This window comes from Coralloluteibacterium stylophorae (assembly GCF_018122625.2).
GTDB lineage: Bacteria > Pseudomonadota > Gammaproteobacteria > Xanthomonadales > Xanthomonadaceae > Coralloluteibacterium > Coralloluteibacterium stylophorae.
The window spans coordinates 1-24,354 of sequence record NZ_JAGQFT020000010.1; the positions used below are offsets into that span (position 1 = coordinate 1).

At 72.2% G+C, this 24,354-nt stretch carries 25 protein-coding genes; 12 read left to right on the plus strand and 13 right to left on the minus strand.

Going from position 1 to position 24,354, the window contains the following annotated elements:
• The first annotated feature begins 149 nt into the window (after positions 1 to 149).
• From KB893_RS14060 to crtB, 6 genes are read left to right on the plus strand one after another with little or no spacing between them, the layout of a single operon-like run.
• Positions 150 to 1,040 carry a polyprenyl synthetase family protein gene (locus KB893_RS14060; protein WP_211926102.1) on the plus strand — a complete coding sequence of 297 codons (891 nt, stop codon included), beginning with the start codon at positions 150 to 152 and terminating at the stop codon, positions 1,038 to 1,040.
• Entirely contained in the window at positions 1,037 to 2,110 is a 1,074-nt protein-coding gene (gene fni / locus KB893_RS14065) for a type 2 isopentenyl-diphosphate Delta-isomerase (protein WP_211926103.1), read from the plus strand. Before KB893_RS14060 ends, fni begins: the two co-directional genes overlap by 4 nt.
• Positions 2,107 to 3,387, plus strand: a complete 1,281-nt coding sequence (locus KB893_RS14070) for a glycosyltransferase (RefSeq protein WP_211926104.1) — start codon at positions 2,107 to 2,109, stop codon at positions 3,385 to 3,387. The genes fni and KB893_RS14070 overlap by 4 nt, the downstream gene beginning before the upstream one ends.
• Entirely contained in the window at positions 3,387 to 4,559 is a 1,173-nt protein-coding gene (gene crtY, locus KB893_RS14075; protein ID WP_211926105.1) for a lycopene beta-cyclase CrtY, read from the plus strand. The genes KB893_RS14070 and crtY overlap by 1 nt, the downstream gene beginning before the upstream one ends.
• A complete protein-coding gene (locus KB893_RS14080; RefSeq protein WP_211926106.1) occupies positions 4,556 to 6,046 on the plus strand; it encodes a phytoene desaturase in 1,491 nt (496 codons plus the stop codon). Before crtY ends, KB893_RS14080 begins: the two co-directional genes overlap by 4 nt.
• Positions 6,043 to 6,972 carry a 15-cis-phytoene synthase CrtB gene (gene crtB / locus KB893_RS14085; protein WP_211926107.1) on the plus strand — a complete coding sequence of 310 codons (930 nt, stop codon included), beginning with the start codon at positions 6,043 to 6,045 and terminating at the stop codon, positions 6,970 to 6,972. Before KB893_RS14080 ends, crtB begins: the two co-directional genes overlap by 4 nt.
• Here the strand turns inward: crtB and KB893_RS14090 are convergent.
• Positions 6,969 to 7,496, minus strand: coding sequence for a sterol desaturase family protein (locus KB893_RS14090; RefSeq protein ID WP_211926108.1), 528 nt, complete (start codon positions 7,494 to 7,496; stop codon positions 6,969 to 6,971). The genes crtB and KB893_RS14090 overlap by 4 nt on opposite strands.
• A gap of 151 nt (positions 7,497 to 7,647) precedes the next feature.
• On the opposite strand from KB893_RS14090, the gene KB893_RS14095 reads away from it, so the two are divergent.
• The gene (locus KB893_RS14095; protein ID WP_211926109.1) at positions 7,648 to 8,232 is read left to right on the plus strand and encodes a DUF2238 domain-containing protein; all 585 of its coding nucleotides are present in this window, start codon (positions 7,648 to 7,650) and stop codon (positions 8,230 to 8,232) included.
• A 14-nt stretch (positions 8,233 to 8,246) separates the two neighbouring features.
• On the opposite strand, the gene cueR is transcribed toward KB893_RS14095, so the two are convergent.
• Both cueR and KB893_RS14105 read right to left on the minus strand, forming a co-directional pair.
• Positions 8,247 to 8,708: a Cu(I)-responsive transcriptional regulator gene (cueR, locus tag KB893_RS14100; protein WP_211926110.1), complete on the minus strand. Its 462-nt coding sequence runs from the start codon at positions 8,706 to 8,708 to the stop codon at positions 8,247 to 8,249.
• Positions 8,701 to 11,151, minus strand: a complete 2,451-nt coding sequence (locus KB893_RS14105; RefSeq protein WP_211926111.1) for a heavy metal translocating P-type ATPase — start codon at positions 11,149 to 11,151, stop codon at positions 8,701 to 8,703. The genes cueR and KB893_RS14105 overlap by 8 nt, the downstream gene beginning before the upstream one ends.
• 120 nt (positions 11,152 to 11,271) lie before the next feature.
• Here KB893_RS14105 and KB893_RS14110 point away from each other — a divergent pair, with 120 nt between their 5' ends.
• Positions 11,272 to 11,499, plus strand: coding sequence for a cation transporter (locus KB893_RS14110; protein ID WP_211926112.1), 228 nt, complete (start codon positions 11,272 to 11,274; stop codon positions 11,497 to 11,499).
• A 60-nt stretch (positions 11,500 to 11,559) separates the two neighbouring features.
• On the opposite strand, the gene KB893_RS14115 is transcribed toward KB893_RS14110, so the two are convergent.
• The 3 genes from KB893_RS14115 to KB893_RS14125 form a co-directional block, all read right to left on the minus strand.
• On the minus strand, positions 11,560 to 12,045 hold the full coding sequence (locus KB893_RS14115; RefSeq protein ID WP_211926113.1) for a hypothetical protein: 486 nt from the start codon (positions 12,043 to 12,045) through the stop codon (positions 11,560 to 11,562).
• A 274-nt stretch (positions 12,046 to 12,319) separates the two neighbouring features.
• Entirely contained in the window at positions 12,320 to 13,246 is a 927-nt protein-coding gene (locus tag KB893_RS14120; protein WP_211926114.1) for a M14 family metallopeptidase, read from the minus strand.
• 123 nt (positions 13,247 to 13,369) lie between these two features.
• Positions 13,370 to 13,927 (minus strand): DUF3228 family protein, encoded by a 558-nt coding sequence (locus KB893_RS14125; protein ID WP_211926115.1) that lies wholly within the window; start codon positions 13,925 to 13,927, stop codon positions 13,370 to 13,372.
• A gap of 267 nt (positions 13,928 to 14,194) precedes the next feature.
• Between KB893_RS14125 and metF the strand changes: the two genes are divergently transcribed.
• The 3 genes from metF (at position 14,195) to KB893_RS14140 (ending at position 16,635) form a co-directional block, all read left to right on the plus strand.
• A complete protein-coding gene (gene metF, locus KB893_RS14130; protein ID WP_211926116.1) occupies positions 14,195 to 15,019 on the plus strand; it encodes a methylenetetrahydrofolate reductase [NAD(P)H] in 825 nt (274 codons plus the stop codon).
• Positions 15,020 to 15,086: 67 nt separating this feature from the next.
• Entirely contained in the window at positions 15,087 to 15,653 is a 567-nt protein-coding gene (locus tag KB893_RS14135) for a hypothetical protein (RefSeq protein WP_211926117.1), read from the plus strand.
• Positions 15,654 to 15,711: 58 nt separating this feature from the next.
• Positions 15,712 to 16,635, plus strand: a complete 924-nt coding sequence (locus KB893_RS14140; RefSeq protein ID WP_211926118.1) for a branched-chain amino acid transaminase — start codon at positions 15,712 to 15,714, stop codon at positions 16,633 to 16,635.
• A 66-nt stretch (positions 16,636 to 16,701) separates the two neighbouring features.
• Here the strand turns inward: KB893_RS14140 and KB893_RS14145 are convergent, their stop codons facing one another.
• The 7 genes from KB893_RS14145 to KB893_RS14175 all read right to left on the minus strand — a co-directional run bounded on the left by KB893_RS14145 (position 16,702) and on the right by KB893_RS14175 (position 22,767).
• A complete protein-coding gene (locus KB893_RS14145; RefSeq protein WP_211926119.1) occupies positions 16,702 to 18,027 on the minus strand; it encodes a sensor histidine kinase in 1,326 nt (441 codons plus the stop codon).
• Positions 18,020 to 18,697, minus strand: coding sequence for a response regulator transcription factor (locus KB893_RS14150; RefSeq protein ID WP_211926120.1), 678 nt, complete (start codon positions 18,695 to 18,697; stop codon positions 18,020 to 18,022). The genes KB893_RS14145 and KB893_RS14150 overlap by 8 nt, the downstream gene beginning before the upstream one ends.
• Before the next feature lie 164 nt (positions 18,698 to 18,861).
• Complete coding sequence (locus KB893_RS14155) at positions 18,862 to 19,401, minus strand: hypothetical protein (RefSeq protein WP_211926121.1); 540 nt, start codon at positions 19,399 to 19,401, stop codon at positions 18,862 to 18,864.
• Positions 19,402 to 19,539: 138 nt separating this feature from the next.
• Complete coding sequence (rimK, locus tag KB893_RS14160) at positions 19,540 to 20,490, minus strand: 30S ribosomal protein S6--L-glutamate ligase (protein WP_211926122.1); 951 nt, start codon at positions 20,488 to 20,490, stop codon at positions 19,540 to 19,542.
• On the minus strand, positions 20,487 to 20,933 hold the full coding sequence (locus KB893_RS14165; RefSeq protein ID WP_211926123.1) for an ATP-dependent zinc protease family protein: 447 nt from the start codon (positions 20,931 to 20,933) through the stop codon (positions 20,487 to 20,489). The genes rimK and KB893_RS14165 overlap by 4 nt, the downstream gene beginning before the upstream one ends.
• Before the next feature lie 326 nt (positions 20,934 to 21,259).
• On the minus strand, positions 21,260 to 22,156 hold the full coding sequence (locus tag KB893_RS14170) for a LysR family transcriptional regulator (protein WP_425491172.1): 897 nt from the start codon (positions 22,154 to 22,156) through the stop codon (positions 21,260 to 21,262).
• Positions 22,157 to 22,488: 332 nt separating this feature from the next.
• Complete coding sequence (locus KB893_RS14175; RefSeq protein ID WP_211926124.1) at positions 22,489 to 22,767, minus strand: hypothetical protein; 279 nt, start codon at positions 22,765 to 22,767, stop codon at positions 22,489 to 22,491.
• Between the two features lie 226 nt (positions 22,768 to 22,993).
• Between KB893_RS14175 and KB893_RS14180 the strand changes: the two genes are divergently transcribed.
• Positions 22,994 to 23,905, plus strand: a complete 912-nt coding sequence (locus tag KB893_RS14180; RefSeq protein WP_213173803.1) for a LysR family transcriptional regulator — start codon at positions 22,994 to 22,996, stop codon at positions 23,903 to 23,905.
• Positions 23,906 to 24,354: the final 449 nt, after the last annotated feature.

The following is a 24,354-nucleotide window of genomic DNA, read 5'->3' on the forward strand; positions in this document are numbered from 1 at the left end:
CCCCGTTCCCCGTTCCCCGTTCCCCTGCCCCGACAATCACGCCGCGCAGCCCCGCATGACGCTCTCCTAGAGGACAGGGCGCGCGCCACGTATCCGAGGCAAGGACTCCGCACCCGTCGACCACGCACCCGACCGGGGAGACCAGGGACATGCCACAACTCGCGTCCGCCGTGGCGCCGACGCCCGCGATCGACCCGCTGCGCGAGCGGCTCGACGCGCGCCTGGGCGAGCTCCTGCCCGCGCCCTGCGACCCGCACGACCGGGTGTGCCTGGCGATGCGCGAGGCCACGCTGGCGCCGGGCAAGCGCATCCGCCCGATCCTGATGGTCCTGGCCGGACGCGAGCTCGGCTGCGACGCGCCGGCCCTCGTCGACCTGGGCTGCGCGGTGGAGATGGTGCACTCGGCCTCGCTGATCCTCGACGACATGCCCTGCATGGACGGCGCCGCCCTGCGCCGCGGGCGCCCTACGGTGCACCGCCGCTTCGGCGAGGACGTCGCCGTGCTCGCCGCGGTGGCCCTGCTGAGCCAGGCCTTCCGGGTGGTGGCCTCGCTGCCCGACGTGGCGCCGCCGCTGCGCAACCGCCTGGTCGCGAGCCTCGCCGACGTGGTCGGCACCCGCGGCCTGGTGCGCGGGCAGTACCAGGACCTGCACGACGGCCGGGATGCGCGCGGCGCGCAGGACATCAGCCACACCAACGAACTCAAGACCGGCGTGCTGTTCGCCACCGCGCTCGACATGGCCGGGCTGGTGGCCGGCGCCTCGGTGCGTGCGCGCCAGGCGCTGCGCCGGTTCGCGCTCGAGCTGGGCCAGGCCTTCCAGCTCCACGACGACCTGCAGGACCGCGGCGACAGCACGCGCACCGGCAAGGACACCGGGCGCGACGCGGGCAAGTCGACCCTGCTGGCCCTGCTCGGGCCGGACGAGGTGCGGCGCCGCCTGCGCGCCCACGTCGCCGCCGCCGAGTCGCAGCTCGAGCGCGTGTACGGACCGGACTGCGCGCTCGGCGCCTACCTCGACCGCCTGTTCGCCGCGGCATGAGCCTGCGCAGGGACCCGCTCGTGGACGCCGCGCTGCTGCGCCGCAAGGACGACCACCTGGACATCGTGCTCGACGACGAGCGCGCGCGGAGCACGGTCGTCACCGGCTTCTCCGCCTACCGCTTCGAGCACTGCGCGCTGCCCGAGCTCGACCTCGATGCCATCGACCTCGGCACCCACCTGTTCGGCAGGCCGCTGCGCGCGCCGTTCCTGATCAGCTCGATGACCGGCGGCGCGCTGCGTGCGGCGGGCATCAACCGCCACCTGGCGGAGGCCGCGCAGGCGCTGGGCATCGCGCTCGCCGTGGGTTCGCAGCGCGTGGCGCTGGAGACCGGGGCCGACCACGGTCTGACCCGCGACCTGCGCCGGCGCGCGCCCGACGTGCCGCTGCTGTCGAACCTCGGCGCCGCGCAGCTCCTGGCCGGCGGGCCGGACCTGGCCCGCCGTGCGGTGGAGATGATCGAGGCCGACGCGCTGATCATCCATCTCAATCCCCTGCAGGAGGCGGTCCAGGCCGGCGGCGACCGCGACTGGCGCGGCGTGCTGCGCGCGATCGAGACCTTGGCCGCGCGCCTGGCGGTGCCGCTGGTGGTCAAGGAGGTCGGCGCCGGGCTCTCGCCGGGCGTCGCCCGGCGCCTGGTCGAGGCCGGCGTCGCCGTGCTCGATGTCGCCGGTGCCGGCGGCACGAGCTGGGCGGCGGTGGAGGGCGAACGCGCGCGGCACGCCGACGATCGTGCGGTCGCCATGGCTTTTGCGGGCTGGGGAATCCCCACCGCGCAGGCGCTGGCCGAGGTGCGCGCGGCGCTGCCCGCGACGCCCCTGATCGCCTCCGGCGGCATCCGCGACGGCATCGACGCGGCCAAGGCCATCCGCCTGGGCGCCGATCTCGTCGGCCAGGCCGCCTCGGTGCTGACCAGCGCGGTGGCATCCACCGAGGCGGTGGTGGCCCACTTCGAGGTCGTCGTCCGCCAGCTCCGGATCGCCTGCTTCTGCACCGGCTGCGGCGACCTGCACGCACTGCGCCGCGCGCGCATGACCTGCGCCGCCGCGCCCGCGGTGCCGGTGGCATGAGCCACTTCGGTTTCGTCGCACCGGCCTTCCCGAGCCACTACCGGGCGCTGGAGGCCGTGGCCGCGGTGCTCATCGGGCGCGGCCATCGCGCGACCTTCTTCGGCCGGCCGGATGCCGCGTCGCTGCTGTCGGATCCCGGCATCGGCTTCGAGCCCGTGGGTGCGGACACGCATCCACCGGGCACGCTCGCGGCGACGCTGCGGCGCGCGGCCCATCCCGGCGGCCCGCTCGGCCTGCGCCGCGTCATCCAGGACGTGGCCGGCGCCACCGACATGCTGTGCCGCACGCTGCCGGCGGCGCTCGACCGCACCGGCGTCGACGCCCTGGTCTGCGACCAGATGGAGGCCGCCGGCGGGCTGGTCGCGGAGGCGGCCGGCCTGCCGTGGGTGTCGGTGGCCTGCGCCCTGCCGGTCAACCGCGAGCCGGGCCTGCCGCTGCCGGTGATGCCCTGGGCCTGGGCCAGCGACGACCAGGCCGCGCGGCTCTACGAAGGCAGCAGCCGTGTCTACGACCTGCTGATGGGCCCGCACCGGCGGGTGATCGAGCGCCATGCCGCGGGCTTCGGCCTCGCCCCGCGCGGCGCCCTGCACGACTGCCTGTCGCCCTATGCGCAGATCAGCCAGACGGTGGCGGCCTTCGACTTTCCGCGGCGCGACCTGCCGGCGCACTTCCACCACGTCGGGCCGCTGCGGCACGCCGGCGGTGCGGCACCATTGGATCTCGACCTGGCGCCGGGCCGGCCCTTCGTGTTCGCCTCGCTGGGCACGCTGCAGGGCCAGCGCCTGAACGTCTTCCGCCGCATCGCCACCGCCTGCCGGCGCCGCGGCGCACAGCTGCTGCTCGCCCACTGCGGCGGGCTGACGCCGGCGCAGGCGGATGCGCTGCGCGTGCCGGACGAGGTCTGGGTGACCGACTTCGCGCCGCAGCAGGCCGCACTCGCCCGCGCCGACGCGGTGGTCTCGCATGCCGGCCTCAACACGGTGATGGATGCCTTCGTCGCCGGCACCCCGATCCTGGCGATGCCGATCGCCTTCGACCAGCCCGGCGTCGCGGCGCGCGTGGTGCAATCCGGTGCAGGGCTGAAGGCTTCGCCGCACCTGGCCATGCCGACGCAGATCGCCGCGCGCCTGGGTCGCCTGCTCGACGAGCCGGCCTTCGCCGGCCATGCGCGGCGTCTGGGCGACGCCGTGCGCGCCGCCGGCGGCGCGCCGCGGGCGGCGGACCTGATCGAAGCCGTCGCCGCGACGGCGCGACCGGTCCTCGCCGACGCCGCCTGATGACGCCGGACCACGACCTCATCCTGGTGGGCGCGGGCCTGGCCAACGGGCTGATCGCGCTGCGCCTGGCACAGACGCGCCCCGACCTGCGCGTGCTGGTGCTCGAACGCGGCGATGCGCCCGGCGGCAACCACACCTGGTCGTTCCACGACGGCGACCTGACGCCCGCGCAGCAGCGCTGGATCGAACCGCTGGTGCATCGCCGCTGGCCCGCCTACGAAGTGCGCTTCCCGCAGCGCCGGCGGCGGCTGGGCAGCGGCTACGCGAGCATTCTCTCCGACGACTTCGGCGCACGGCTGCGGCAGGCGCTGGGCGCATCGCTGCGCTGCGGCGTCGAGGCGAGCGCGCCCGCGCCGACGCAGGTGGTGCTCGGCGACGGCACGGTGCTGACCGCGGCGGCCGTCGTCGACGGCCGCGGCGTGCGTGCCAGCCGGCACGTCGCGCTGGGCCACCAGGCCTTCCTCGGGCGCGTGCTGCGCACGGCGGCGCCGCACGGCGTGGAGGTGCCGGTGCTGATGGACGCCGAGGTGCGCCAGGGCCAGGGCTACCGCTTCGTCTACCTGCTGCCCTTCTCCGCCGACACGCTGCTGGTGGAGGACACCCACTACGTCGACGACGGCGGCTTCGACGTCGACGCGCTCGGCGCCCACATCGACGCCTACGCCGAGTCCCACGGCTGGCGCATCGCCCGAGTCCTGCGCGAGGAGCGCGGCGTGCTGCCGATCACGCTCGCCGGCGACTTCGAGGCGTTCTGGGCCGAAGGCGGCGGCCTGCCGCGTTCCGGGCTGGCCGCGGGGCTGTACCACGCCACCACCGGCTACTCGCTGCCGCACGCGGTGCGCCTGGCCGAGCGCATCGCCGCGCTGCCGCGGCTCGACGCCGCGAGCGTGCTCGCCGCCACCCGCGCCGAGGCCGAGGCCGCCTGGCGGGGCCAGGCCTTCTTCCGCCTGCTCAACCGCATGCTCTTCCTGGCCGGCCGGCCGCAGGACCGCTGGCGCGTCATGCAGCGCTTCTACGGCCTGCCCGAGGCGCTGATCGCCCGCTTCTACGCGGGTCGCCCGACGCTCGCCGACAAGGCGCGCATCCTCGCCGGCAAGCCGCCGGTGCCGGTCGGCGAGGCATGGACGGCGATGCGCAGGACCCATCTCGATCCCACAGGAACCCTGCAATGACCCAACCCAGGCGCGCCGTCGTCATCGGCGCCGGCTTCGGCGGACTGGCGCTCGCGATCCGGCTGCAGGCCGGCGGCGTCGCCACGACCCTGCTGGAGAAGCGCGACAGGCCCGGCGGCCGCGCCTACGTCTACGAGGACCAGGGCTTCGTCTTCGATGCCGGCCCGACGGTCATCACCGACCCCTCGGCGCTGGAGGAGCTGTTCGCGCTGGGCGGCAGGCGCATGGCCGACTACGTCGAGCTGCTGCCGGTCGATCCGTTCTACCGGCTGTGCTGGGAGGATGGTTCCTTCTTCGACTACGCCAACGACCAGGAGGCGCTGGACCGGCAGATCCATGCGCGCAACCCGGCCGACGTCGCCGGCTACCGGCGCTTCCTGGCCTATTCGCGCGCGGTGTTCGAGGAGGGCTACATCAAGCTCGGCGTGGTGCCCTTCCTCTCCTTCCGCGACATGCTCAGCGCGGGCCCGCAGCTCGCCCGCCTGCAGGCGTGGAAGAGCGTGTACGGCATCGTCTCGCGCTTCATCCAGGACGAGCAGCTGCGGCAGGCGTTTTCCTTCCACTCGCTGCTGGTGGGCGGCAACCCGTTCGCGACCTCGTCGATCTACACCCTGATCCACGCGCTGGAACGGCAGTGGGGCGTGTGGTTCCCGCGCGGCGGCACCGGCGCCCTGGTGCGCGGCATGGCGAGGCTGTTCGAGGACCTGGGCGGGCGCGTGGAGCTGGATGCCGACGTCGCGCGCATCGAGGTCGAGGGCGAACGCGCGCGTGCGGTGCGGCTCGCCGACGGACGCCGCTTCGAGGCCGAACTGGTCGCGTCCAACGCCGATGTCGTGCATACCTACGACGCGCTGCTGGGCCACCACGCGGCCGGCGCGCGCCGGGCCGCGGCGCTGAAGCGCAAGCGCTTCAGCATGTCGCTGTTCGTGCTGTATTTCGGCCTCGACACCCGGCACACGCAGCTGCGCCACCACACCGTCTGCTTCGGCCAGCGCTACCGTGGCCTGATCGACGAGATCTTCAGGGGCGACCGCCTCGCCGACGACTTCTCGCTCTACCTGCACGCGCCCTGCGCGACCGACCCCTCGCTCGCGCCGCCGGGCTGCGGCAGCCACTACGTGCTGGCGCCGGTGCCGCACCTGGGCCATGCCGACATCGACTGGGAGGTGGAAGGGCCGCGCTACCGCGACCGCATCCTCGACTACCTCGAGCGCTTCTACATGCCCGGCCTGCGCAGCCAGCTGGTGACCAGCCGCTTCATCACCCCCTTCGACTTCCGCGACACGCTCAACGCGCACCACGGCTCGGCCTTCTCGCTGGAGCCGGTGCTGACCCAGAGCGCCTGGTTCCGCCCGCACAACCGCGACGCCGACATCCCCAACCTCTACCTGGTCGGCGCCGGCACCCATCCCGGCGCGGGCGTACCCGGCGTGATCGGCTCGGCCAAGGCCACCGCGCGGCTGATGCTGGAGGAGGCGGCCACGTGAGCGAGGCGCTGCTGGCGCACGCCACGCGCTCGATCGAGCTCGGCTCGAAGAGCTTCGCCACCGCGGCCAGGCTGTTCGACCCGAGCACGCGGCGCAGCGCGGTCCTGCTCTACGCCTGGTGCCGGCACTGCGACGACGTGGTCGACGGCCAGCAGCACGGCTTCGGCCAGGGCGGGGGCGACCGCGGCGACGGCGCGCGCCGGCTGCAGGCGCTCGTCGATGCCACGCGGCGTGCGTATGCCGGCGAAGCGATGGCGGACCCGGCCTTCGCCGCGCTGCAGGCGGTCGCCGCCGCGCACACGATCCCCGAGCGCTTCCCGCTGGCGCACCTGGACGGCTTCGCGATGGACGTGCGCGGCGCGCGCTACCGCACGCTCGACGACACCCTCGCCTACTGCTACCGCGTCGCCGGCGTGGTCGGGTTGATGATGGCGATGGTGATGGGCGCGCGCGACGAGGCCACGCTCGACCGCGCCTGCGACCTCGGACTGGCCTTCCAGCTCACCAACATCGCGCGCGACCTCGTCGAGGACGCGGCGATCGGCCGCTGCTACCTGCCGGGCGAATGGCTCGACGAGCTGGGCGTTTCCCGGGAGGCGGTCGCCGATCCGCGCCATCGCGAGGCGCTGGCGGTCTTCGCCGCGCGCCTGGTCGATGCCGCGGAGCCCTACTACGCCTCGGCGCGCGGCGGCCTGGCGGCACTGCCGCTGCGCTCGGCCTGGGCCATCGCCACCGCGCGCGGCGTGTACCGGCAGATCGGGGTGAAGGTGAAGGCGCGAGGCGCGCGGGCCTGGGATGCGCGGGTGGCGACCACCAGGGCCGACAAGCTGCGCCTGCTCGCCGTCGCGGCCGGCACCGCACTGGCCTCGCGCGCCGGCAGCCGCGACGCGCGTCCGGCGACGCTGTGGCAGCGGCCGCGCGGCTAGGGCGCCCGCCGGTGCCCCGCATCGTCCGCCGGGGCCGCAGCGGAACGCCGGATCGGGCCGCCGTGGATCCGGCGCAGCTCGGCCTTCAGCGCCTCCGCCGAGGGCGCCCACAGGAAGCCGAACGACACGCAGCCGTCCTTGCCGTCGACCGCGTGGTGCATGCGATGGGCCTGGTACAGGCGCTTCAGGTAACCGCGCCGCGGCACGTAGCGGAACGGCCAGCGGTGGTGGACCAGGCCGTCGTGGGCGACGAAGTACAGCAGCCCGTAGGCGGTCATGCCGGCGCCGATCCATTCCAGCGGATGCCAGCCGCGCGTGCCGAACCAGATCAGCGCGATCGCGATGCCGGCGAACACCACGGCGAAGAGGTCGTTCTTCTCGAAGCGACCACGTCGCGGCGCGTGGTGCGAGCGATGCCAGCCCCAGCCCCAGCCGTGCATGACGTACTTGTGCGCGGCCCAGGCGACGCCCTCCATCGCCGCCAGCGTGGCCAGGAACACGAGGATGTTGGTCGTCAGGGACATGGCGGCCCGGCGCTGCGCGAGGCGACGAGGGTAACGCGAACGACCGGAGCGCCCCGTGACCGTCCGCGGCCGCGCGGCACCGCATGGCAGTCTCGCCGTAGCCACGTCCCGCGCCCCCCGCCCTGAGCCCGCAGAAGCCGACATCCCCCCCATGCCCGCACCGCCCGCGACCATCCGCGCCGCCCTCGCTGGACAGCACCCGGTCACCTGGCTCGTCCAGCTCTTCTACCTGGTCGCGATCCCGGTCCAGCTCGCGCTCGGGCAGCCGTGGGAGGCCTTCGCCGCCTTCGCCTCGCTCGGCCTGGTGCTCATCCCGCTCTCGGTGCGCTGCAACTCGCGGCTGGCGGTGCCGCGCTGGACCGAGATCGGCACCGCGCTGTTCGTCTTCGCCACCACCTTCCTCGGCGAGCGGCTCGACTTCTACGAGCGCCTGCCCTGGTGGGATGCCGCCGCGCACGCCGCCTCGGCTGCCGCGGTGGCGGCGATGGCGGCGATGGTGATGCGCCATCGCGCCACGGCCGTGGGCGCGCGGCTCACGCCCGGCATGCTCGCCGCGGTCGCCTTCACCACCGCGGTGTGCATGGGCAGCCTGTGGGAGATCCTGGAGTTCGCCTTCGACACCTTCTTCGACGCCAACACGCAGAAGGACGGCCACCTCGACACCATGGGCGACATCATCGCCAATACGCTCGGCGCCGCGGTGGGCGCGTGGCTCGTGCGGCGCGGGACGGCCTGACCGGCCGCGGCCGCTCAGCCGTCGGGACGGGTGTGGCCGCTGAGGTCGTCGAGGATCGGGCAGTCCGGTCGCGCATCGCCGTGGCAGCGGCGGGCGAGGTCCTGCAGCGTGCGCTGCATGGCCTGCATCTCGGCGATCCGCACACCCAGTTCCTCGGCATGCCGCGTGGCCAGACGCTTGACCTCGGCGCTGCTGCGCGCATCGTCCGACCACAGCCCAAGCAGCACCTCGATCTGCTTCATCGAAAACCCCAGCGCCCGCGCGCGCCGGATGAAGCGCAGCCGGTGCAGGTCGCCCTCGCCGTAGAGGCGGTAGCCGGCGGCGGTGCGCGCCGCTGCCGGGATCAGGCCGATGCCTTCGTAGTGCCGGATCATCTTCGCCGACACGCTGGTGAGCGCGGCCGCCTCGCCGATGGTGTGAAGATCCTGGCCGCCGGCGTCAGCGTCGGCGCACCTGGATCGTGTGGAGTCAGCCATGCGTCGTCTCCTGCCTCGATGTCGCGCGCTGCGGCCGCCAGCGCGTGAGCAGCAGGGTATTGCCGACCACGCTCAGCGACGAGAACGCCATCGCCGCGCCGGCCAGCACCGGATCGAGCAGGCCGAACGCAGCGAGCGGGATGCCGACGACGTTGTAGCCGAAGGCCCAGAACAGGTTCTGGTGGATCTTGCGCGTGGTGCGGCGCGAGACCGCGAGCGCGTCGGCGACCAGCGCCAGCTCCGGACGCATCAGGGTGATGGCCGCGGCGTGCATGGCGACATCGGTACCCGAGGCCATGGCGATGCCGACATCCGCCGCGGCCAGCGCGGGGGCATCGTTGATGCCGTCGCCGACCATGGCCACCACGCCGTCGCGGCGCAGCGCCCGGATGGCCTCGACCTTCTGCTCAGGGCGCACCTCGGCGTGTACCGCGTCGATGCCGAGCGCGCCGGCGACGGCGGCCGCGGCACCCGCGTTGTCGCCGGAGACCATCACCGTGCGCACGCCGAGCCGGTGCAGGCGCGCGATGGCCGCGCCCGCGCCCGGACGCGGTTCGTCGCGGAAGGCCAGCAGGCCGTGCAGCCGCACCGCGGCCCCGTCGTGGCCGGCCAGCCAGGACAGCGTGTGGCCCTGCGCCGCGAGTGCGTCGGCGCGCGCCCGCAGCGCGGTGGAGTCGGCGCCCGCCTCGTCCATCAGCGCCGCATTGCCGAGCCACACCTGCCGGCCTGCGACGGTCCCGGTGAGACCGCGGCCGGGCACCGCGCGCACGTCCTCGGCAGGCGCGACCGGAGCGCCCTCGACCGCGCGCAGCACCGCGCGCGCCAGCGGATGCTCGCTGCCCTGCTGCAGGGCGGCGGCCAGCGCCAGCAGCGCGTCGCGGCCGCCCGCGAGCGGCACCGCCTCGACCAGGCGCGGCTCGCCGGCGGTGAGCGTGCCGGTCTTGTCGAAGGCGACGGTACGGACCCGGTGCGCGAGCTCGAGCGCCTGCGCGTCCTTGATCAGGATCCCGGCCCGCGCGGCGACGCCGGTCCCCGCCATGATCGCGGTCGGCGTCGCCAGTCCGAGCGCGCAGGGGCAGGCGATGACCAGCACCGCGACCGCGTTGAGGATGGCCAGGCTCCAGTCGCCGGTCGCTAGGCCCCAGGCGACGAGCGTGAGCAGCGCCAGGGCGACCACCACCGGCACGAACACGGCGCTGACCCGGTCCACGGTCTTCTGGATCGGCGCCTTGCGCGCCTGCGCGTCCTCGACCAGGCGGATGATCCGCGCCAGCGCCGTCTCGCCGCCGACGGCCGTGGTCTCGACGACGACGGCGCCCTCGCCGTTGACCGCGCCGCCGGTGACGCGGTCGCCGGGGCCGCGCGCGACCGGCAGCGACTCGCCGGTGATCAGCGATTCGTCGGCGTGGGTGCGGCCTTCGCGCACGGTGCCGTCCACCGGCACGCGCTCGCCCGGGCGCACCACGACGCGATCGCCGACGCGCACCGCGTCGATCGGAACATCGATGTCGCCGGTGGCGCGGCGCACGCGGGCGGTCGCCGGCTTCAGCGCCTGCAGGCCGCGTATCGCCGCCGTCGTCTGCCGCCTGGCGCGCGCCTCCAGGAACCGACCCAGCAGGATCAGCGTGACGATCGCGGCGGAGGCCTCGAAGTAGAGGTCCGCCGGCCCGCCGTGCAGCGTGGCCCGCACCAGGTGGACCACCGACAGCCCATAGCCCGCCGAGGTGCCGAGCGCGACGAGCAGGTCCATGTTGCCGGTGCCCGCGCGCAGCGCCCTGAAGCCGGCACGGTAGAAGCGCGCGCCGAGCCAGAACTGCACCGGGGTCGCCAGCGCGAACTGGATCCACCCCGGCAGCATCCAGTGCCTGCCGACCAGCATGCTGAGCATGGGCAGCACCAGCGGCGCGGTGAGGACGGCCGCGATCAGCAGGTGGCGCGCCTCGCGACCGCCGGCGGGCGCCGGTTGCGCGCCGGCGGCATGGCCGCCGGTCGCGGCAGCCGGCCGCACCGCATAGCCCGCGCCCTCCACGGCGGCGGCCAGCGCCGCCGTGTCGGCAACGCCGAGGACGCGTACGCGGGCCCGCTCGGTCGCCGGGTTCACCGATGCATCGAGCACGCCGGGCACGCGCCGCAGCGCCCGTTCGACCCGGGCGACGCAGGACGCGCAGGTCATGCCGCCGATCGCGAGCTCCGCATCGGCGGTGGCGGCCGCATACCCGGCGGCCTCCACCGCCCGTACGAGCTCGGCCGGCGCGGGCAGCGCCGGTCCGCGCACCTCGGCGACGCTGGTGGCGAGGTTGACCTCGGCCTCGTCCACGCCCGGCAGCCTGCGCAGCGCGCGCTCGACGCGTCCGACGCAGGAGGCGCAGGTCATGCCCTCGACCGGGAACCTGAGGATGCCGTGCGGCCCGGGGGCCGCTCCGTAGGAAAGGGTGGTGTCCATGGCGCCAGCGTGAGGCTTGACACGATGGGAAGGTCAAGCGCGTCCGCCGCCGTCGCCGCCATTGACCTTCCTACGGTGGCAAGGCCCAGGCTGTCCCCGTCGAGCCCGAAGGAGAACGAGATGCGACTGAACGTGGAAGGCATGACCTGCGCGCACTGCCAGCGCGCCCTCGAGAGGGCGGTGGCCGCGCTGGGCGGCACCGCGACGGTGGACCTGGCGGCGGGGACGGTGGACGTGGCCGGGGTCGAGGACGCAGCCGCGCTGCGGCGGGCCATCGAGGACGAGGGATATGCCGTGGTGGACGCGCCCGTCGGCGCGGCGACGGGCGGCTGCTGCGGGTCGCGCTGACGACCCGGACGCTGCACGGGCGCGCAGCCGTCCGCCACTGGAGGGGCGCGAGCCGCGTGCTCAGGCCGCCGGCGCGGGCGGCGTCCCACTGGCCGCCGCCGCGCGCCGGAACAGCGCGGCGGCGGCCAGCCACGGCACGACGAATGCGGCCGCCAGGGCGCTCGCCCCGCCCGCGCCCGACGCCAGCGCGAACACCGCGACCAGGGCCTGCGCGCCGGCGGTGAGCGCCAGCGCGCGCGCCATGCCTGGCGGGTCGAAGCGCGCGACGACGGCGCCGAGCAGGCCGATCGCGAGCACCGCCGCGAACAACAGGTTGGCGGGGTCGTCCTCGCTGCCGATGAGGCCGACGGCGAGATTGCTCCAGACCAGGGCGAGCGCAGTGCCGGCGGCGAGGGCCACGCCGGCCAGGTAGCAGGGCCCGCGCGTGGATCGCAGCGCCAGGTCGATCGCGCCGCAGGCTGCCGCCAGCAGCACGGCGGCGGCGAGGAAATCGCCGGGTCCCCAGTCCACGTCGTCGCCGGCCTGCATCGCCACCAGCGGCAGCATCAGCGCGCCGGCCGCGCCGCCCCAGAGGGCAAAGCGCGCCCGCCTTCGCCATCGTGTCCCTGCCGCGATCGCCGCCATGGTTCGCGCTCCCGAATACGGATGGCACCTGGGGCGGAGCCTAGTCCTGCGGCGTGCGCGTGGCGGTGCCGGTTGTCGGTGGGTGGGTCGGAAATGGGCCCAGGGCTCGGGGCTCGGAGCCTGTGCCGTCACCCCTGAGCCCGATGCCCTGAGGCTCGAGTCCGATGCCCCGGACCGTACGCCCTGCGCTCCGGCCTCAGCCGTCCGGATGCGCCAGCGCGAAGTCAATCGCCGCGCGCACCGCGGCGACCTGGGCGGCGTTGCACGCGTCCGGCGTGGTGCGCGGACTGTCGGGGTAGACCTCGGTGGTGGTCACGTAACGGGCTTCGGTGATGCCTGCGCACAGGCCGAGCTGCTGCACCGGATACTCGATGACGCCGGGGGCGACGATCGGCGAGCCGATGATCTCGCCGCGGGCGTCCGCCGGCGCGATGTGGGTCACCTGCGCCACCGCGGCGACGATGGCCTGCTGGAACGCCGGCTGCGGCCTGGCGCTATCGCCGACCAGGTAGAAGCCGTCGGGAATCCCGCCGGGCTCGTGCGGCTTGCCGTCGCGCGCGGCCAGCGCGGGACGGAACTCGCTCTCGTCGCTGTCGGTGGTCTCGTGCAGGTCGACGTGCACCAGGACCCGCGCGCGCAGCGGCGCGACCAGGCGCATGAGCGCGGCGGACTCGCCCGCCGGGCTGTCGGCGCGGAAGGAACGGTTGGGATCGACGGCATCCGGGTTCCAGCGGTGGATGCGCTCGTAAGCCCAGGGGCTGACGCAGGGCGCGACGAGCAGGTTCGCTCTTCCGGCGTAGTCGCCGGCATGCCGTTCGACGAAGCGCAGCGCGCCGTGCACGCCGCTGGTCTCGTAGCCGTGCACGCCGCCGGTGACCAGCGCCACGGGCAGCGCCTCGTCCCAGCCGCGGCTGCGGATCGCCAGCAGCGGGTAGTGTTCCGCACCGTAGTCGAGGCGGCCGTACTCGACGACCTCGCACTGCGCGCGCAGCCGCTCGACCGCCGCGAGCACCTCTTCGGCATAGCTGCGCCGCTGCGTCTGCCGCGCGAGCCATTCCGCCTTCTCCGCCGCGCCCCAGGGCCGGCCGGGCGTGCCGATGGGATAGGGGGTCGGGCTCGTCATCGCGTCCTGCTCCGCAAAAAGGGGCGTGGGACTGTAGCAGCCGGCGCCGGACCGCCGTCGCGGCGGGGCTGGCTGACGCTCACCCTGACCGCGGAGCCGGTCGAGGGCTGAGCGGCCGCGCCGTCACGGCCGCCAGTTCGCGTTGCGCTCCCAGAACGCGACGCTGCGCCGGTAGGCGGCCCGGTCGAGCAGTACGCCCGAGCCGCCCTCCTCCACGCCCAGCGCATTGCGCAGCATGGTGATCGGCGCCATCGGGATCTCCTCCGGCGCCATCGTGTACAGGCAGCCGACCACGCCCCAGTCGGCGGCGATCGACGTGCCCTCCTTCGCCAGTTGCTCGCGGCTGTAGAGGATCGGGATCAGGTAGCGCGCGACCGGCACCTCCACGCCCTCGAACCAGCGCACCAGCACGGCCAGTTCCTGCGATGAGCGCGCCTCGTAGGCCGAGCGCAGCAGGTGCCGGTTGGCATCGGTGACCGGCACGGTCAGGCAGCGCGTCGAGGTCCAGTTGCGGTGCACGTGCAGCCGGCAGAACGGCGCGTAGCCGGGCAGCACGCGCTCGGGCGCCTCGGCGGCGAGGCGCGCTTCGAAGGCCTCGGGCGTGCAGTCCTGGATGGCGTTGGCGCGGCCGCCCTTCGGAAACAGGCGCGTGCGCGCGAAGGCGGTGAGGACGATGGACATGGCGCGGACCGATGGGGCGGGCCGCGCACGGTACAGCCCCGTCCCCGGCGCCTGTCCAGCGCGGAGCCGCCCTCGCCCGCTGGTCGGTTGCGCCGGGTCCCGTGAGCCAGTGGGCACCGTCGCCCCGGACTGGTGGCACCGGGAGGAACCACCGAAGCTCCGGCGCGGGCCCGAGCCGCGCACCGGCGGAGATGCGCCCAAGCCAACTACACATCCATCGCGATAAAGCGATACCATGCGCCGCGACTCCGGCCCGTGCGCGACGCGATGCTCCCGATCAGCTTCGAGTTCTATCCGCCCAAGACCGAGGACCAGCGTGCGCAGCTCGACCGCACGGCGAAGAAGCTGGCCGTCCACGCGCCGGAATACGTGTCGTGCACCTTCGGTGCGGGCGGCTCGACGCTGAGCCACACCCCGGAGACGGTGCGCCGGCTCAGGCAGCAGCACGGCCTCGATGCCGCGCCGCACCTGTCCTGCGTGGGCGGCAGCCGCCAGGAGATCCGCGAGCTGCTCAAGCTCTACCGCGCGATCGGCTGCAGCCGCATCGTCGCGCTGCGCGGCGACCTGCCCTCGGGCATGGGCCACCCCGGCGACCTGCGCTACGCCTCCGAGCTGGTCGCCTTCATCCGCGAGGAGTTCGGCGACCGCTTCCGCGTCGAGGTCGGCTGCTATCCCGAAGTGCACCCGCAGGCCGACGATGCGCTGGCGGACCTGCGCCACTTCAAGGCCAAGGTCGACGCCGGCGCCGATGCCGCGATCACCCAGTACTTCTACAACGCCGACGCCTACTTCCACTTCGTCGACAGCGCGCGCAGGTCGGGCGTGGACGTGCCGATCGTGCCGGGCGTGATGCCGATCGCGAACTTCAGCCAGCTGCGCCGCTTCTCCGAGGCCTGCGGCGCGGAGATCCCGCGCTGGATGCACAAGCGCATGCAGGCGCTGGGCGACGATGCAGACGGCGTGCGCGAGTTCGCCGCCGACCTTGTGGCGACGCTGTGCCGGCGGCTGATCGACGGCGGCGCGCCGGCGCTGCACTTCTACACGCTCAACCTCGCCCGTCCGGTGTCGGCGGTCCTGGCGCGGCTGAGCTGACGCCGTTCATCCGGTTTTCGGTTCGGATCTTGCAGGCTCCGCGCACCCCAAGCGGACCTCCGCCCCGATGCCGCGCCTCCTGCCGACCGCCGCCGCGTTCCTCCTCGCCGCCCTGGCCACGCAGGCGGCGCCCGCCCGCGCGCAGGCGGCGGTGCATCGCTGCGTCGGCCCGGACGGCACCTCGATCTACAGCGACCGCGGCTGCGCCGGCTTCGATGCCGCCGAACGGCCCGCGCCCGGCGAGCAGCCTTCGCCGTCGACGCGCGCGGCCCTGCAACGCGGCTGCGCGCGGCGTCCGCACCAGCTCGCCGCACGCCTGCAGGCGGCGCTGGCCTCGCAGGACGTCAACCGCGTCGCTAGCGTCTACGACTGGGCCGGGAAGTCGACCTGGGAGGCGCAGGGCATCATGGAACGCCTGCACACGCTCGCCCGCGACGCGGTGACGACGGTGGTGCTGGAGGGCAGCGAGAACGCGGTCGCCGGGCCGGGCATCGGCGCCGCTGTCGGCGGCGCGAGGGTGCCCGAACGCCCCGAGCGCGTGCGGATCGAGCGCCTGCCGACGCCGGCCAACACCGCCCGCTACGTGCACATGGCGCTGATGGAGCGCGCGGGCTGCTGGTGGGTGCACTTCTGACGCCCGTTCCGGGACGGACGCTACACTCGCCGGCTGCACCCACTTCCGCGGCGATCCCATGCAGAGCTATCCCGACCACATCTGGCACAACGGCCGCATCAAGCCCTGGGCCGAGGCGACCGTCCACGTCATGGCCCACGGCCTGCACTACGGCTCGTCCGTGTTCGAGGGCGTGCGCTGCTACGACACGCCGCGCGGGCCGGTGATCTTCCGCATGTCCGACCACAACCGGCGCCTGCTGCAGTCGGCGCACATCTACGACATGGCGGTGCCGTACTCGGTGGAGGAGCTCAATGCCGCCAGCCGCGAGGTGCTGCGGGCGAACGGATTGACCTCGGCCTACATCCGGCCGGTGGCGTTCCGCGGCCTGGGCGGCTTCGGCCTCAGTGCGGATACGCCGGTCGACGTGGCGGTCGCTGCCTGGCACTGGGGCCCCTACCTCGGCGCCGCAGCGCTGGAATCGGGCATCGACGCCTGCGTCTCCAGCTGGCAGCGCTTCGCGCCCAACACCGTCCCCGCCGGCGCCAAGGCGGGCGGCAACTATCTCTCGGGGCAGCTGGTGGCGCGCGAGGCGCGGCGGCTCGGCTTCGGTGAAGGCATCGCCCTGGCCTCCACCGGCCTGCTCAGCGAAGGAGCCGGCGAGAACCTGTTCCTGGTGTTCGGCGACGAGCTGCACACCCCGCCGGCCAGCGCCGCGCTGCTCAACGGCATCACCCGCCACACCATCCGCACGCTGGCCGAGGACGCCGGCCTGAAGGTGATCGAGCGCGACCTGCCGCGCGAATACCTCTACCTCTGCGACGAGCTGTTCATGTGCGGCACCGCGGCCGAGATCACCCCGATCCGCAGCGTCGACGGCAAGCCCATCGGCCGCGGCGAGCGCGGTCCGGTGACCAGGCGGATCCAGGACCTGTTCTTCGGCCTGTTCGACGGCCGCACCGAGGACCGCTGGGGTTGGCTGGAGCCTCTCGGACAGGAGTAGTGGACCGGGAGAAACGAGAGTGGAGGAGTGGGATACGAGGGCCGGCGCTGCGCTGCCACCCGCTTCTCACTTCTCCTCACTCGCTCCTCGCCCCTGGAAGCACAGCGTGGCGACCGCGCCCACCTCGCGCGGGGCGATCGAGACCTGCCAGCCGTAGAGGTCGCACAGGCGGGTCACGATCGACAGGCCGATGCCGCCGCCCTTGGTGCCGCCCGACGCGCTGCCGCGATAGCCGCGTTCGAACAGGTGTGCGGCATCCTCGGCGCTGAGGCCGGGACCGGTGTCGGACACGTAGGCGCAGTCGCCGTCCAGGCGCACCCGCACCTCGCCCTCGACGGTGTACTTACAGGCGTTGCCGATCAGGTTGCCGAGCGCGACCGAGACCACCGCCTCCGGCGCGTTCACCGGCTCGGCCGTGTTGCCCTCCACGATCAGCTCCACGCGCTTGGCGCCCATCTGCGCGCGGTTGGCGTCGGCGAGCTGGTCGGCGACCCTGCGCACGTCGGTCATGCCGCTGCCGCGCTCGCCGCGGGAGAGCATCAGCAGCGAGGTGATCAGGTGCGTGCACTGCTGCTCGGCGCGCTCGATCCGCTCCAGGCGCTGGCGCATCTTCGGCGCGAGGTCGGGGCTGGCCATCACCAGCTCGATCGCGCCGCGGATCACCGCCAGCGGCGTGCGCAGCTCGTGGCTGACGTCGGCGTTGAACTCGCGGTCGCGCACGACCAGCTCGGTGAGGCGGTCGGCGTAGTCGTCGAGCGAGGTGGCCAGCAGGCCGACCTCGTCGTCGGCGAAGTGCGGCGCGAGCTTCTCCGGCTCGCGCCGCCCGCTGAACGCGCGCACGCGCTGCGCGAGCTCGGCCACCGGACTCATCACCCGTCCGGCCGACCACAGGCCGATGAAGCCGGCCAGAAGGGTCAGCAGCACCACCGAGCCGCCGAGCAGGATGATCAGCTGCTGCTGGTCGAGCGCCTGGCGGGCATAGCTGTAGCGGATGAAGGCGACCATCTCCGGTCCGCGTTCGACGCTCAGCTTGTAGCGCCCCTTGCGGCCCTGCTCGCCGGCCTCGGTCAGGTCGTAGACGCCGGTCGGCAGGTCGCGCCACTGCGGCGGGATCATCTGGCTGCTGGGGCGCGCGGCGAGCACCCGGATCTGCTGGTCGCTGAGCTGGTACTCGGCGTCCGGGTCGGGATAGCGCCGCTTGAACTCGAAGAAGCTGCGGGTCTCCTTCTGCAGCCAGTCCTCGACCAGCTCGTTCTCGATCCGCGCACGCAGCACCAGGGTCGCCGTGGCGAACAGCGCCGTCAGCCCGAAGCCCAGCAGCAGGAAGGAGACGATGATGCGGCTGCGCAGCCGGCGCCGGAAGCGCCGCGGCGCACGCTTGCCCTCAGCCATCCGGATTGGCGACGCGGTAACCGATACCGTGGCGGGTCTGGATCAGCGGCTTGCCGAACGGCTTGTCGACCGCGGCGCGCAGGCCGTGGATGTGCACGCGCAGGGAGTCCGAGTCCGGCAGCTCCTCGCCCCAGACCTTGGTCTCCAGCTCCTGCCGGGTGACCACCGCCGGCGAGGCCTCCATCAGCGCCTGCAGGATCTTCAGCGCGGTGGGATTGAGCTGCAGCAGCTTGCCCTGGCGGCGGACCTCGAGAGTGTCGAGGTTGTACTCGAGGTCGTCGACGTTCAGCACCCGCGGCTTGGCCGCCTTGCCGCGACGCGCGAGCACGTTGAGCCGGACCTCGACCTCCTGCAGCGCGAACGGCTTGACCAGGTAGTCGTCGGCGCCGGCGTCGAAGCCGCCCAGCTTGTTGTCGAGCGTGTCGCGCGCGGTGAGCATCAGCACCGGCGTCTGCTTGCGCGCCTCGGCGCGCAGCTTGCGGCAGACCTCCAGCCCGTCCATGCCCGGCAGGTTGAGGTCGAGGACGATCGCGTCGAACTCGTTGACCACGGCCAGGTGCAGCCCGGTCACCCCGTCAGCGGCGAAATCGACCGCGTGTCCGCGATCCTCGAGATAGTCGCCCAGATTCGCGGCGATGTCGGTGTTGTCTTCGATGACGAGGATGCGCATCGCGCCATTCTTCCACAGCCGGACAGCCGGCGATCATCGGAGGATACCGATGAGCGCCGACTGACCGCGAGGCCCACGGATGCGACACTCGACGAACAGCAACCTCGGCGTCGAGCGCAGAACGCTTCGTCGATGCACTGGGCCAGGGCTGCCTTCCGCAGCGGCTAGAGGCCCCGCTCTCCCAGGGTGCCTCGTGGCTCGCCACGCTTTATGAAGTCGGCCTGCTGATTCGACGCCTCGATCTGCGCCCGTCTGCGTTCGGCGACGGTGTAGCACTCGTTCACCGGCATGCGCGAGCCTACCTTGTGTTCGCGGCGGCAGACGAGGCGACTGTCCTCCGCCGCCTGCGTGAGGATCGTGTTGACCGCTTCCTGATCGTTGAAGAAGGCGATCTTCTCCGGTTCGGTCAATTCATGCACGGAGCCTCGCTCTGCGAGCAGCTCGCCCATTCTGTCCAGACGCGACCGCACGTCCCGCAACTGCTCGGTACCGATCTCGGCGTAGGTCTTGCCACCGCGGATCTCACGTTCGATCCGCTCCTTCTGCGCGGAGAAGGCGGCCGGATCCTCGGCCCGGACGCGAACGCCCTCGTCCTCCGCTGCGAATGCGATCGCGCCAACGACCGGAAGCGCCAAGGCCACCAGTATCACCTTCAGCATGCTCGCCATCATCATCCCCTCGAGACCGCCATGGGTCAGGATCAAAGAAAACCCGGACGACCTGCCGGCCGCCCGGGTAAGAAGTCACTGCCCCGATTACCGTACTCCGCCCGGAGGCGACGAGGTCGCGCGCGCGGGAAATGCGGTCGGGGCGAGACTAGGCGCGCAGCCATTAAACAACAGTTAAGGGGACGGATCGGACCCGTTAAGAACGGGTGAAGCCGACCTGCGGCGCGGCCGGGGCGCGCCGCGCCGCGTGCCCGGGCAGCCGGCGGCCAGGTAATCGACCACCGCGCCGGCGACGTCCACCCCGGTCGCCGCCTCGATGCCCTCCAGTCCCGGCGAGGCGTTGACCTCCAGCACCAGCGGCCCGCGCCTGGAACGCAGCATGTCCACGCCCGCCACGCCCAGCCCCAGCACCTGTGCCGCGCGCAGCGCGGTCTCGACTTCCGCCGCATCCAGCTCGACGGGCTCGGCGCTGCCGCCCCGGTGGAGGTTGGAGCGGAAGTCGCCCGCCGGCGCGCGCCGGCGCATGGCGGCGACCACGCGGTCGCCGACCACGAAGCAGCGCAGGTCGCTGCCGTCGGCCTCGGCGATGAACTCCTGCACCAGGAAATTGGCGTACAGGCCGCGCAGGGCCTCGATGACCGACTTCGACGAGGAGTTGCGTTCGGTCAGGATGACGCCGGCGCCCTGCGTCCCCTCGGTCAGCTTGATCACGTGCGGCGGCTCGCCGAGCAGCTGCAGGAGGTCGGCGGTGTCGTCGGGGTTGTCGCCGAACACGGTCAGCGGCAGGTCGATGCCCTGTGCCGCGAGCAGCTGGTGGCAGCGCAGCTTGTCGCGCGCGCGCAGCACCGCATCCGAGGGATTGGGCGTGTACACGCCCATCAGCTCGAACTGGCGCAGCACGGCAGTGCCATAACGGGTGACCGAGGCGCCGATGCGCGGCAGCACCGCATCGAAGTCGGCCAGCGGCTTGCCCTTGTAGTTGAGCTGGAAGCGGCCCGGCGCGATGTGCATGTAGCAGCGCAGCGGATCGAGCACGCGCACCGTGTGCCCGCGCGCGCGCGCGGCTTCGACCAGCCGCTGGGTCGAGACCAGCTTGGTGTTGCGGGAGAGGATGGCGAGCTTCATGCGGGAAGGTCCGTGGCGGGCAGTGTCCCCGCGGTCCATGACAGCGCCGGGTCCACCGCGAACCGCCCGCCGAGCGCGCTGCGCCCGATCAGCATCGGGAAGCGCATGTTGTGACGACTGCAGAGGTTGATCTCGATGTCGAGCCGCAGGCCGGCGAGCTGCAGTAGGCCGCGGACGAAGATGCGCTCGGTGCGGTGTCCGCCGGAGTCGGTGACGATGCGGCGGGTCAGTACGTCGGTCTCGACCTCGGTGGCGCGGCCGCCGGATCCGGCGTCGACGACGAAGCGCACGCGCTCGACGCCATCCACCGGGAAGGTCTCCAGGGTCTCCACGTGCAGGGCCGAGGAGCGCGCGCCGGTGTCGATCTTGGCGCGGATCGCGGCGATGCCGAACCCGGGCAGCGCCGCCCATTCCCGCCAGCCGACGACCCGCCTCTCAGCCATGCATCTTCCTGTGGTCGCGAGTCGAGGGGCGCGCAGATGAAAACGGCGGCCGTGAGGCCGCCGTGATCCGGGAACTGGAGCGGGTGAAGGGAACAGCACCCGGTCGCTAACTCGTTTATTACGAACGTTTTTTCCGATCCAGGCGTCACGGAATGGACTCAATTGTGGACTCAAGTCTTCGGCCTGGTCAACGCAGGCCGTTGCGGGTGATCCAAAGCGAGCCAAGCACATCCATCAACAGCCAGAGCATCGGGTTTCATTCGGAAGTCTATCTGTCTACTGGCACACCACGCCACAGGTCGCAACGGACAGGCGAGCTGCCGTCCTCAAAGGACTGGCTCTTCATCGACCGGTGCGGCCTCGTCTTTCACCCGCTCGATGAACCGCTTCATCGGCTCGGAGGGTTCGCCATGGCGGCGCAGCAGGTAGGTAGAGAGCATCGGTGCGGTGCCGGCCAGGGGACGAATGGAGATGTCCGGGCGCTGTAGCGTCTGCACCTGCGAGGCGATGGCGAAACCGATGCCGTAGCCCGCGCCGACCAGGGTCAGCATCACGCCCAGGCTGGTCACTTCATCGACCAGCTTGAGGGGCGTGCCTGCGTCCTGCAGCAGCGCTTGAATCTGATGGCGGCAGCCCGATCCCGATTCGGGATGGCACAGAACCAGCGGGAACTTCAAGGCTTCGGCCAGCGGCACCTGCACGTGTGCCAGCAAGGGGTGGCGTGCGGGCACGATCACCGACAGCGGATCGGTCCACACCGGCTCGGCGACGAGGCCATCATGCACCGCGTTTGACAAGCCAAAGCCGATGTCCAGAAGATCGTTGTGCAGCATCTTGAGTTGCTGCGCGAACGGCAGCTCGAAGACGCGAATCTCCAGCTCGGGCTCGTCCTCGCGGCTGCGTGCCAGTAAGGTGGCGATGCGGGGCTGCGCCAGGCTGTCGCAGATGGCGATGCGCAGGTGGCCCTGGTAGCCCTGCGCCGCCGCCTTGGCGCTCTTGACTGCCTGCTCCACGGTGGCCAGCACGCGCCGGCATTCGCCGAGGAACACCTGGCCGGCCCAGGTCAGCCGCGTCAGGCGTGTGCTGCGGTCGAACAGCTGCACGCCAAGCTGGCTTTCCAGGTCGCGCATCGCACGCGACACAGGCGATTGCTCGATGCCCAGACGCTCGGCTGCACGGGCCAGATGCAGTTCTTCCGCAACTGCGACGAAGTAACGCAGCAATCTGAAATCCAAGGCCACCTCCTGTTTGTCTTCTTCTGGTTCGGCCTCTCGGGCGCCAGCATCTCGATCCGCATCCCGTCAGCACCTCCTTCGATGGCATCGCTTCGAAGCACTCATGCCTGTCTGGAACAGTCCCGTCGCCGACACGCGCGGAACAGGCCGGCGCACACAGCCCGGGCATGGAATGCTGATGGTCAGTGTGCTGCGTCCGCAACGCTGGTAAATCAGCCAGTGTGCCGGGCACGCGCGCAGGCGCGCACGCGGGCTGGTGTCCGCGATCGGTGCAGCCGACGACGACACGCCGGCGTCAGGGCGGGCGTGTCGATGCAGTTTCATGGGGGTGTCTTTCGGCTCACCCCGGTCATGGCCTGGTCGGTCACGAAGCTCAGCTCCAACACCCCAGACTTCTGCGTAGCCGCCATCCCCTGGGCGACGCGCTCGTAGATCCACCAGGCGGTCGCCGCGGATGAAGTCCTCGGGCTGCGGGTGACGCGGCGCGGAGGCCTGCAGCCGCTGCGCGAGCTGCTCGTCGCCCATGCGTTCGTCGTCCAGGACACGCTGCCGTGGGTGGTGACGGACAGGTTCGCCACGTCGGGCTTGATCGGCTTCACTCCATTCAGACACAGATGCTAATAAGAATTATTATTGATTGTCCGTGGTTTTGTGTGATATGGCAACACCAATGGAATAACCCGGCTTTCAGACGCCGCCTCGTGCCGGCGACTGAAGGCCGGATGGCGGCAACTGGAAGCCTCTGTGACCGGCATAGCCACCGGGAAGCACTCATGCGGTTCCCTGCGGCCAGAGGAATGGACTCCACTTTCTGGGGGGAAGTACATGAACTTACGCCATCTTCGCTGTTTCATAGCCGTGGCCGAAGAGTTGCACTTTGGCCGGGCGGCACGGCGGCTGCATGTGGAGCAGTCGCCCCTGTCGCGCACGATCCGCCAACTGGAGGCCGACCTGGGCGTGGCGCTGCTAGAGCGCACGCCGCGCGGCGTGCGCCTGACCCCGGCCGGGCAGGTGTTTCTGGAGGAGGCCCGGCGCGTGCTGCTGACCCTTGAGCAAGCCCAGACCAAGACGCGGGCGGTGGCGGTGGGACACCGGGGCACCCTGCGCATCGCCCTGGCCGGCGGCGTCGGGCGGACCCGGCTGTCGGCGCTGCTCGCGCTGTGCCGCGAGGAGGCGCCGGAAGTGGGCATCCGGCTGTTCGAGGCGCCGCTGTCGCAGGTGGTGGGCGGCCTGGGCAACGACCTGTACGACGCGGCCTTTGCGATGGCCGGCGAGATGGCGGCCGGGGTGGTCGCCAGGCCGGTGTGGCAAGATCCACTGGTGGTGGCCATACCCGCGCGGCACCCCTTGCTGGCGCACAAGCGGGTACCGCTGGACGAGGTGGTGGGCTACCCGCTGGTGCTGTGTCACCCGCAGGTGTGTGCGGAGTGCAGCCGGCAATGCGAGCGCCTGCTGCGCCTGGTGGAGACACCGCCGGTCGTGGCCGAGTACGTGACGACCCACTCGTTGATGCTGGCCCTGGTGGCGGCCGGCTATGGCGTGGGATTTTCCACCGCGGCGCACGCGGTGGCATGCCGGCAGGCGGACGTAATCGTCCGGCCGCTGGATGAAGACTCGGCGGCGCTGACGACCTACCTGCTACATGCCGAGGGCGCGATGTCGGAGCCACTGCGCCACTTCATCGACCGTGCGCAGCGTGTCGGCCATATGCCGTTGGATACGCAACGGCTCGCATGAGGCTGTTTCAGGTGGGTTGGCCGATTCCATTTTGGTCAGAGCGCCAGACCTGTTTTGTCAAAGCGGGTTTCCATTGACGCGGTGCACCGGCGCGCCGCACTCAGGCGTTGCTCGCGGTTGCGGTTGGCATCCTGCAATGAAACTCGCATGCCCATCGTGGCGCGTCACAGCGAAGACGCGCGGCGCAACAGTGCTTGCCGTATGCGCATCGGCTCTGGCGTGTTGGGCTGATCGAGCTTTACTGGGCCTTTTCCCCTGCAAAGACTTTGGCCTGGTTATCCGGGTCAAGCATGGTGCCCGCGAATGAAGCTGGTGACAGCATGTTTCGCGGCTTGCGAATTGTGAGTGATGGCGCCATGCGCTGCAAGACGCACATCTCGCAACGAAACCGGCGGCATCGTCGATGCCACGGTCTTCGCCGCTTCGCCACTTGCTCGTTTCGCCCGGAG

Bases quoted from the DNA above. Each gene is read 5' to 3' on its own strand.
- KB893_RS14060 (WP_211926102.1), top strand. From the start codon at position 150: ATGCCACAACTCGCGTCCGCCGTGGCGCCGACGCCCGCGATCGACCCG.
- fni (WP_211926103.1), top strand. From the start codon at position 1,037: ATGAGCCTGCGCAGGGACCCGCTCGTGGACGCCGCGCTGCTGCGCCGC.
- KB893_RS14070 (WP_211926104.1), top strand. From the start codon at position 2,107: ATGAGCCACTTCGGTTTCGTCGCACCGGCCTTCCCGAGCCACTACCGG.
- crtY (WP_211926105.1), top strand. From the start codon at position 3,387: ATGACGCCGGACCACGACCTCATCCTGGTGGGCGCGGGCCTGGCCAAC.
- KB893_RS14080 (WP_211926106.1), top strand. From the start codon at position 4,556: ATGACCCAACCCAGGCGCGCCGTCGTCATCGGCGCCGGCTTCGGCGGA.
- KB893_RS14090 (WP_211926108.1), bottom strand. From the start codon at position 7,496: ATGTCCCTGACGACCAACATCCTCGTGTTCCTGGCCACGCTGGCGGCG.
- KB893_RS14095 (WP_211926109.1), top strand. From the start codon at position 7,648: ATGCCCGCACCGCCCGCGACCATCCGCGCCGCCCTCGCTGGACAGCAC.
- cueR (WP_211926110.1), bottom strand. From the start codon at position 8,708: ATGGCTGACTCCACACGATCCAGGTGCGCCGACGCTGACGCCGGCGGC.
- KB893_RS14105 (WP_211926111.1), bottom strand. From the start codon at position 11,151: ATGGACACCACCCTTTCCTACGGAGCGGCCCCCGGGCCGCACGGCATC.
- KB893_RS14110 (WP_211926112.1), top strand. From the start codon at position 11,272: ATGCGACTGAACGTGGAAGGCATGACCTGCGCGCACTGCCAGCGCGCC.
- KB893_RS14115 (WP_211926113.1), bottom strand. From the start codon at position 12,045: ATGCTGCCGCTGGTGGCGATGCAGGCCGGCGACGACGTGGACTGGGGA.
- KB893_RS14120 (WP_211926114.1), bottom strand. From the start codon at position 13,246: ATGACGAGCCCGACCCCCTATCCCATCGGCACGCCCGGCCGGCCCTGG.
- KB893_RS14125 (WP_211926115.1), bottom strand. From the start codon at position 13,927: ATGTCCATCGTCCTCACCGCCTTCGCGCGCACGCGCCTGTTTCCGAAG.
- metF (WP_211926116.1), top strand. From the start codon at position 14,195: ATGCTCCCGATCAGCTTCGAGTTCTATCCGCCCAAGACCGAGGACCAG.
- KB893_RS14135 (WP_211926117.1), top strand. From the start codon at position 15,087: ATGCCGCGCCTCCTGCCGACCGCCGCCGCGTTCCTCCTCGCCGCCCTG.
- KB893_RS14140 (WP_211926118.1), top strand. From the start codon at position 15,712: ATGCAGAGCTATCCCGACCACATCTGGCACAACGGCCGCATCAAGCCC.
- KB893_RS14145 (WP_211926119.1), bottom strand. From the start codon at position 18,027: ATGGCTGAGGGCAAGCGTGCGCCGCGGCGCTTCCGGCGCCGGCTGCGC.
- KB893_RS14150 (WP_211926120.1), bottom strand. From the start codon at position 18,697: ATGCGCATCCTCGTCATCGAAGACAACACCGACATCGCCGCGAATCTG.
- rimK (WP_211926122.1), bottom strand. From the start codon at position 20,490: ATGAAGCTCGCCATCCTCTCCCGCAACACCAAGCTGGTCTCGACCCAG.
- KB893_RS14165 (WP_211926123.1), bottom strand. From the start codon at position 20,933: ATGGCTGAGAGGCGGGTCGTCGGCTGGCGGGAATGGGCGGCGCTGCCC.
- KB893_RS14180 (WP_213173803.1), top strand. From the start codon at position 22,994: ATGAACTTACGCCATCTTCGCTGTTTCATAGCCGTGGCCGAAGAGTTG.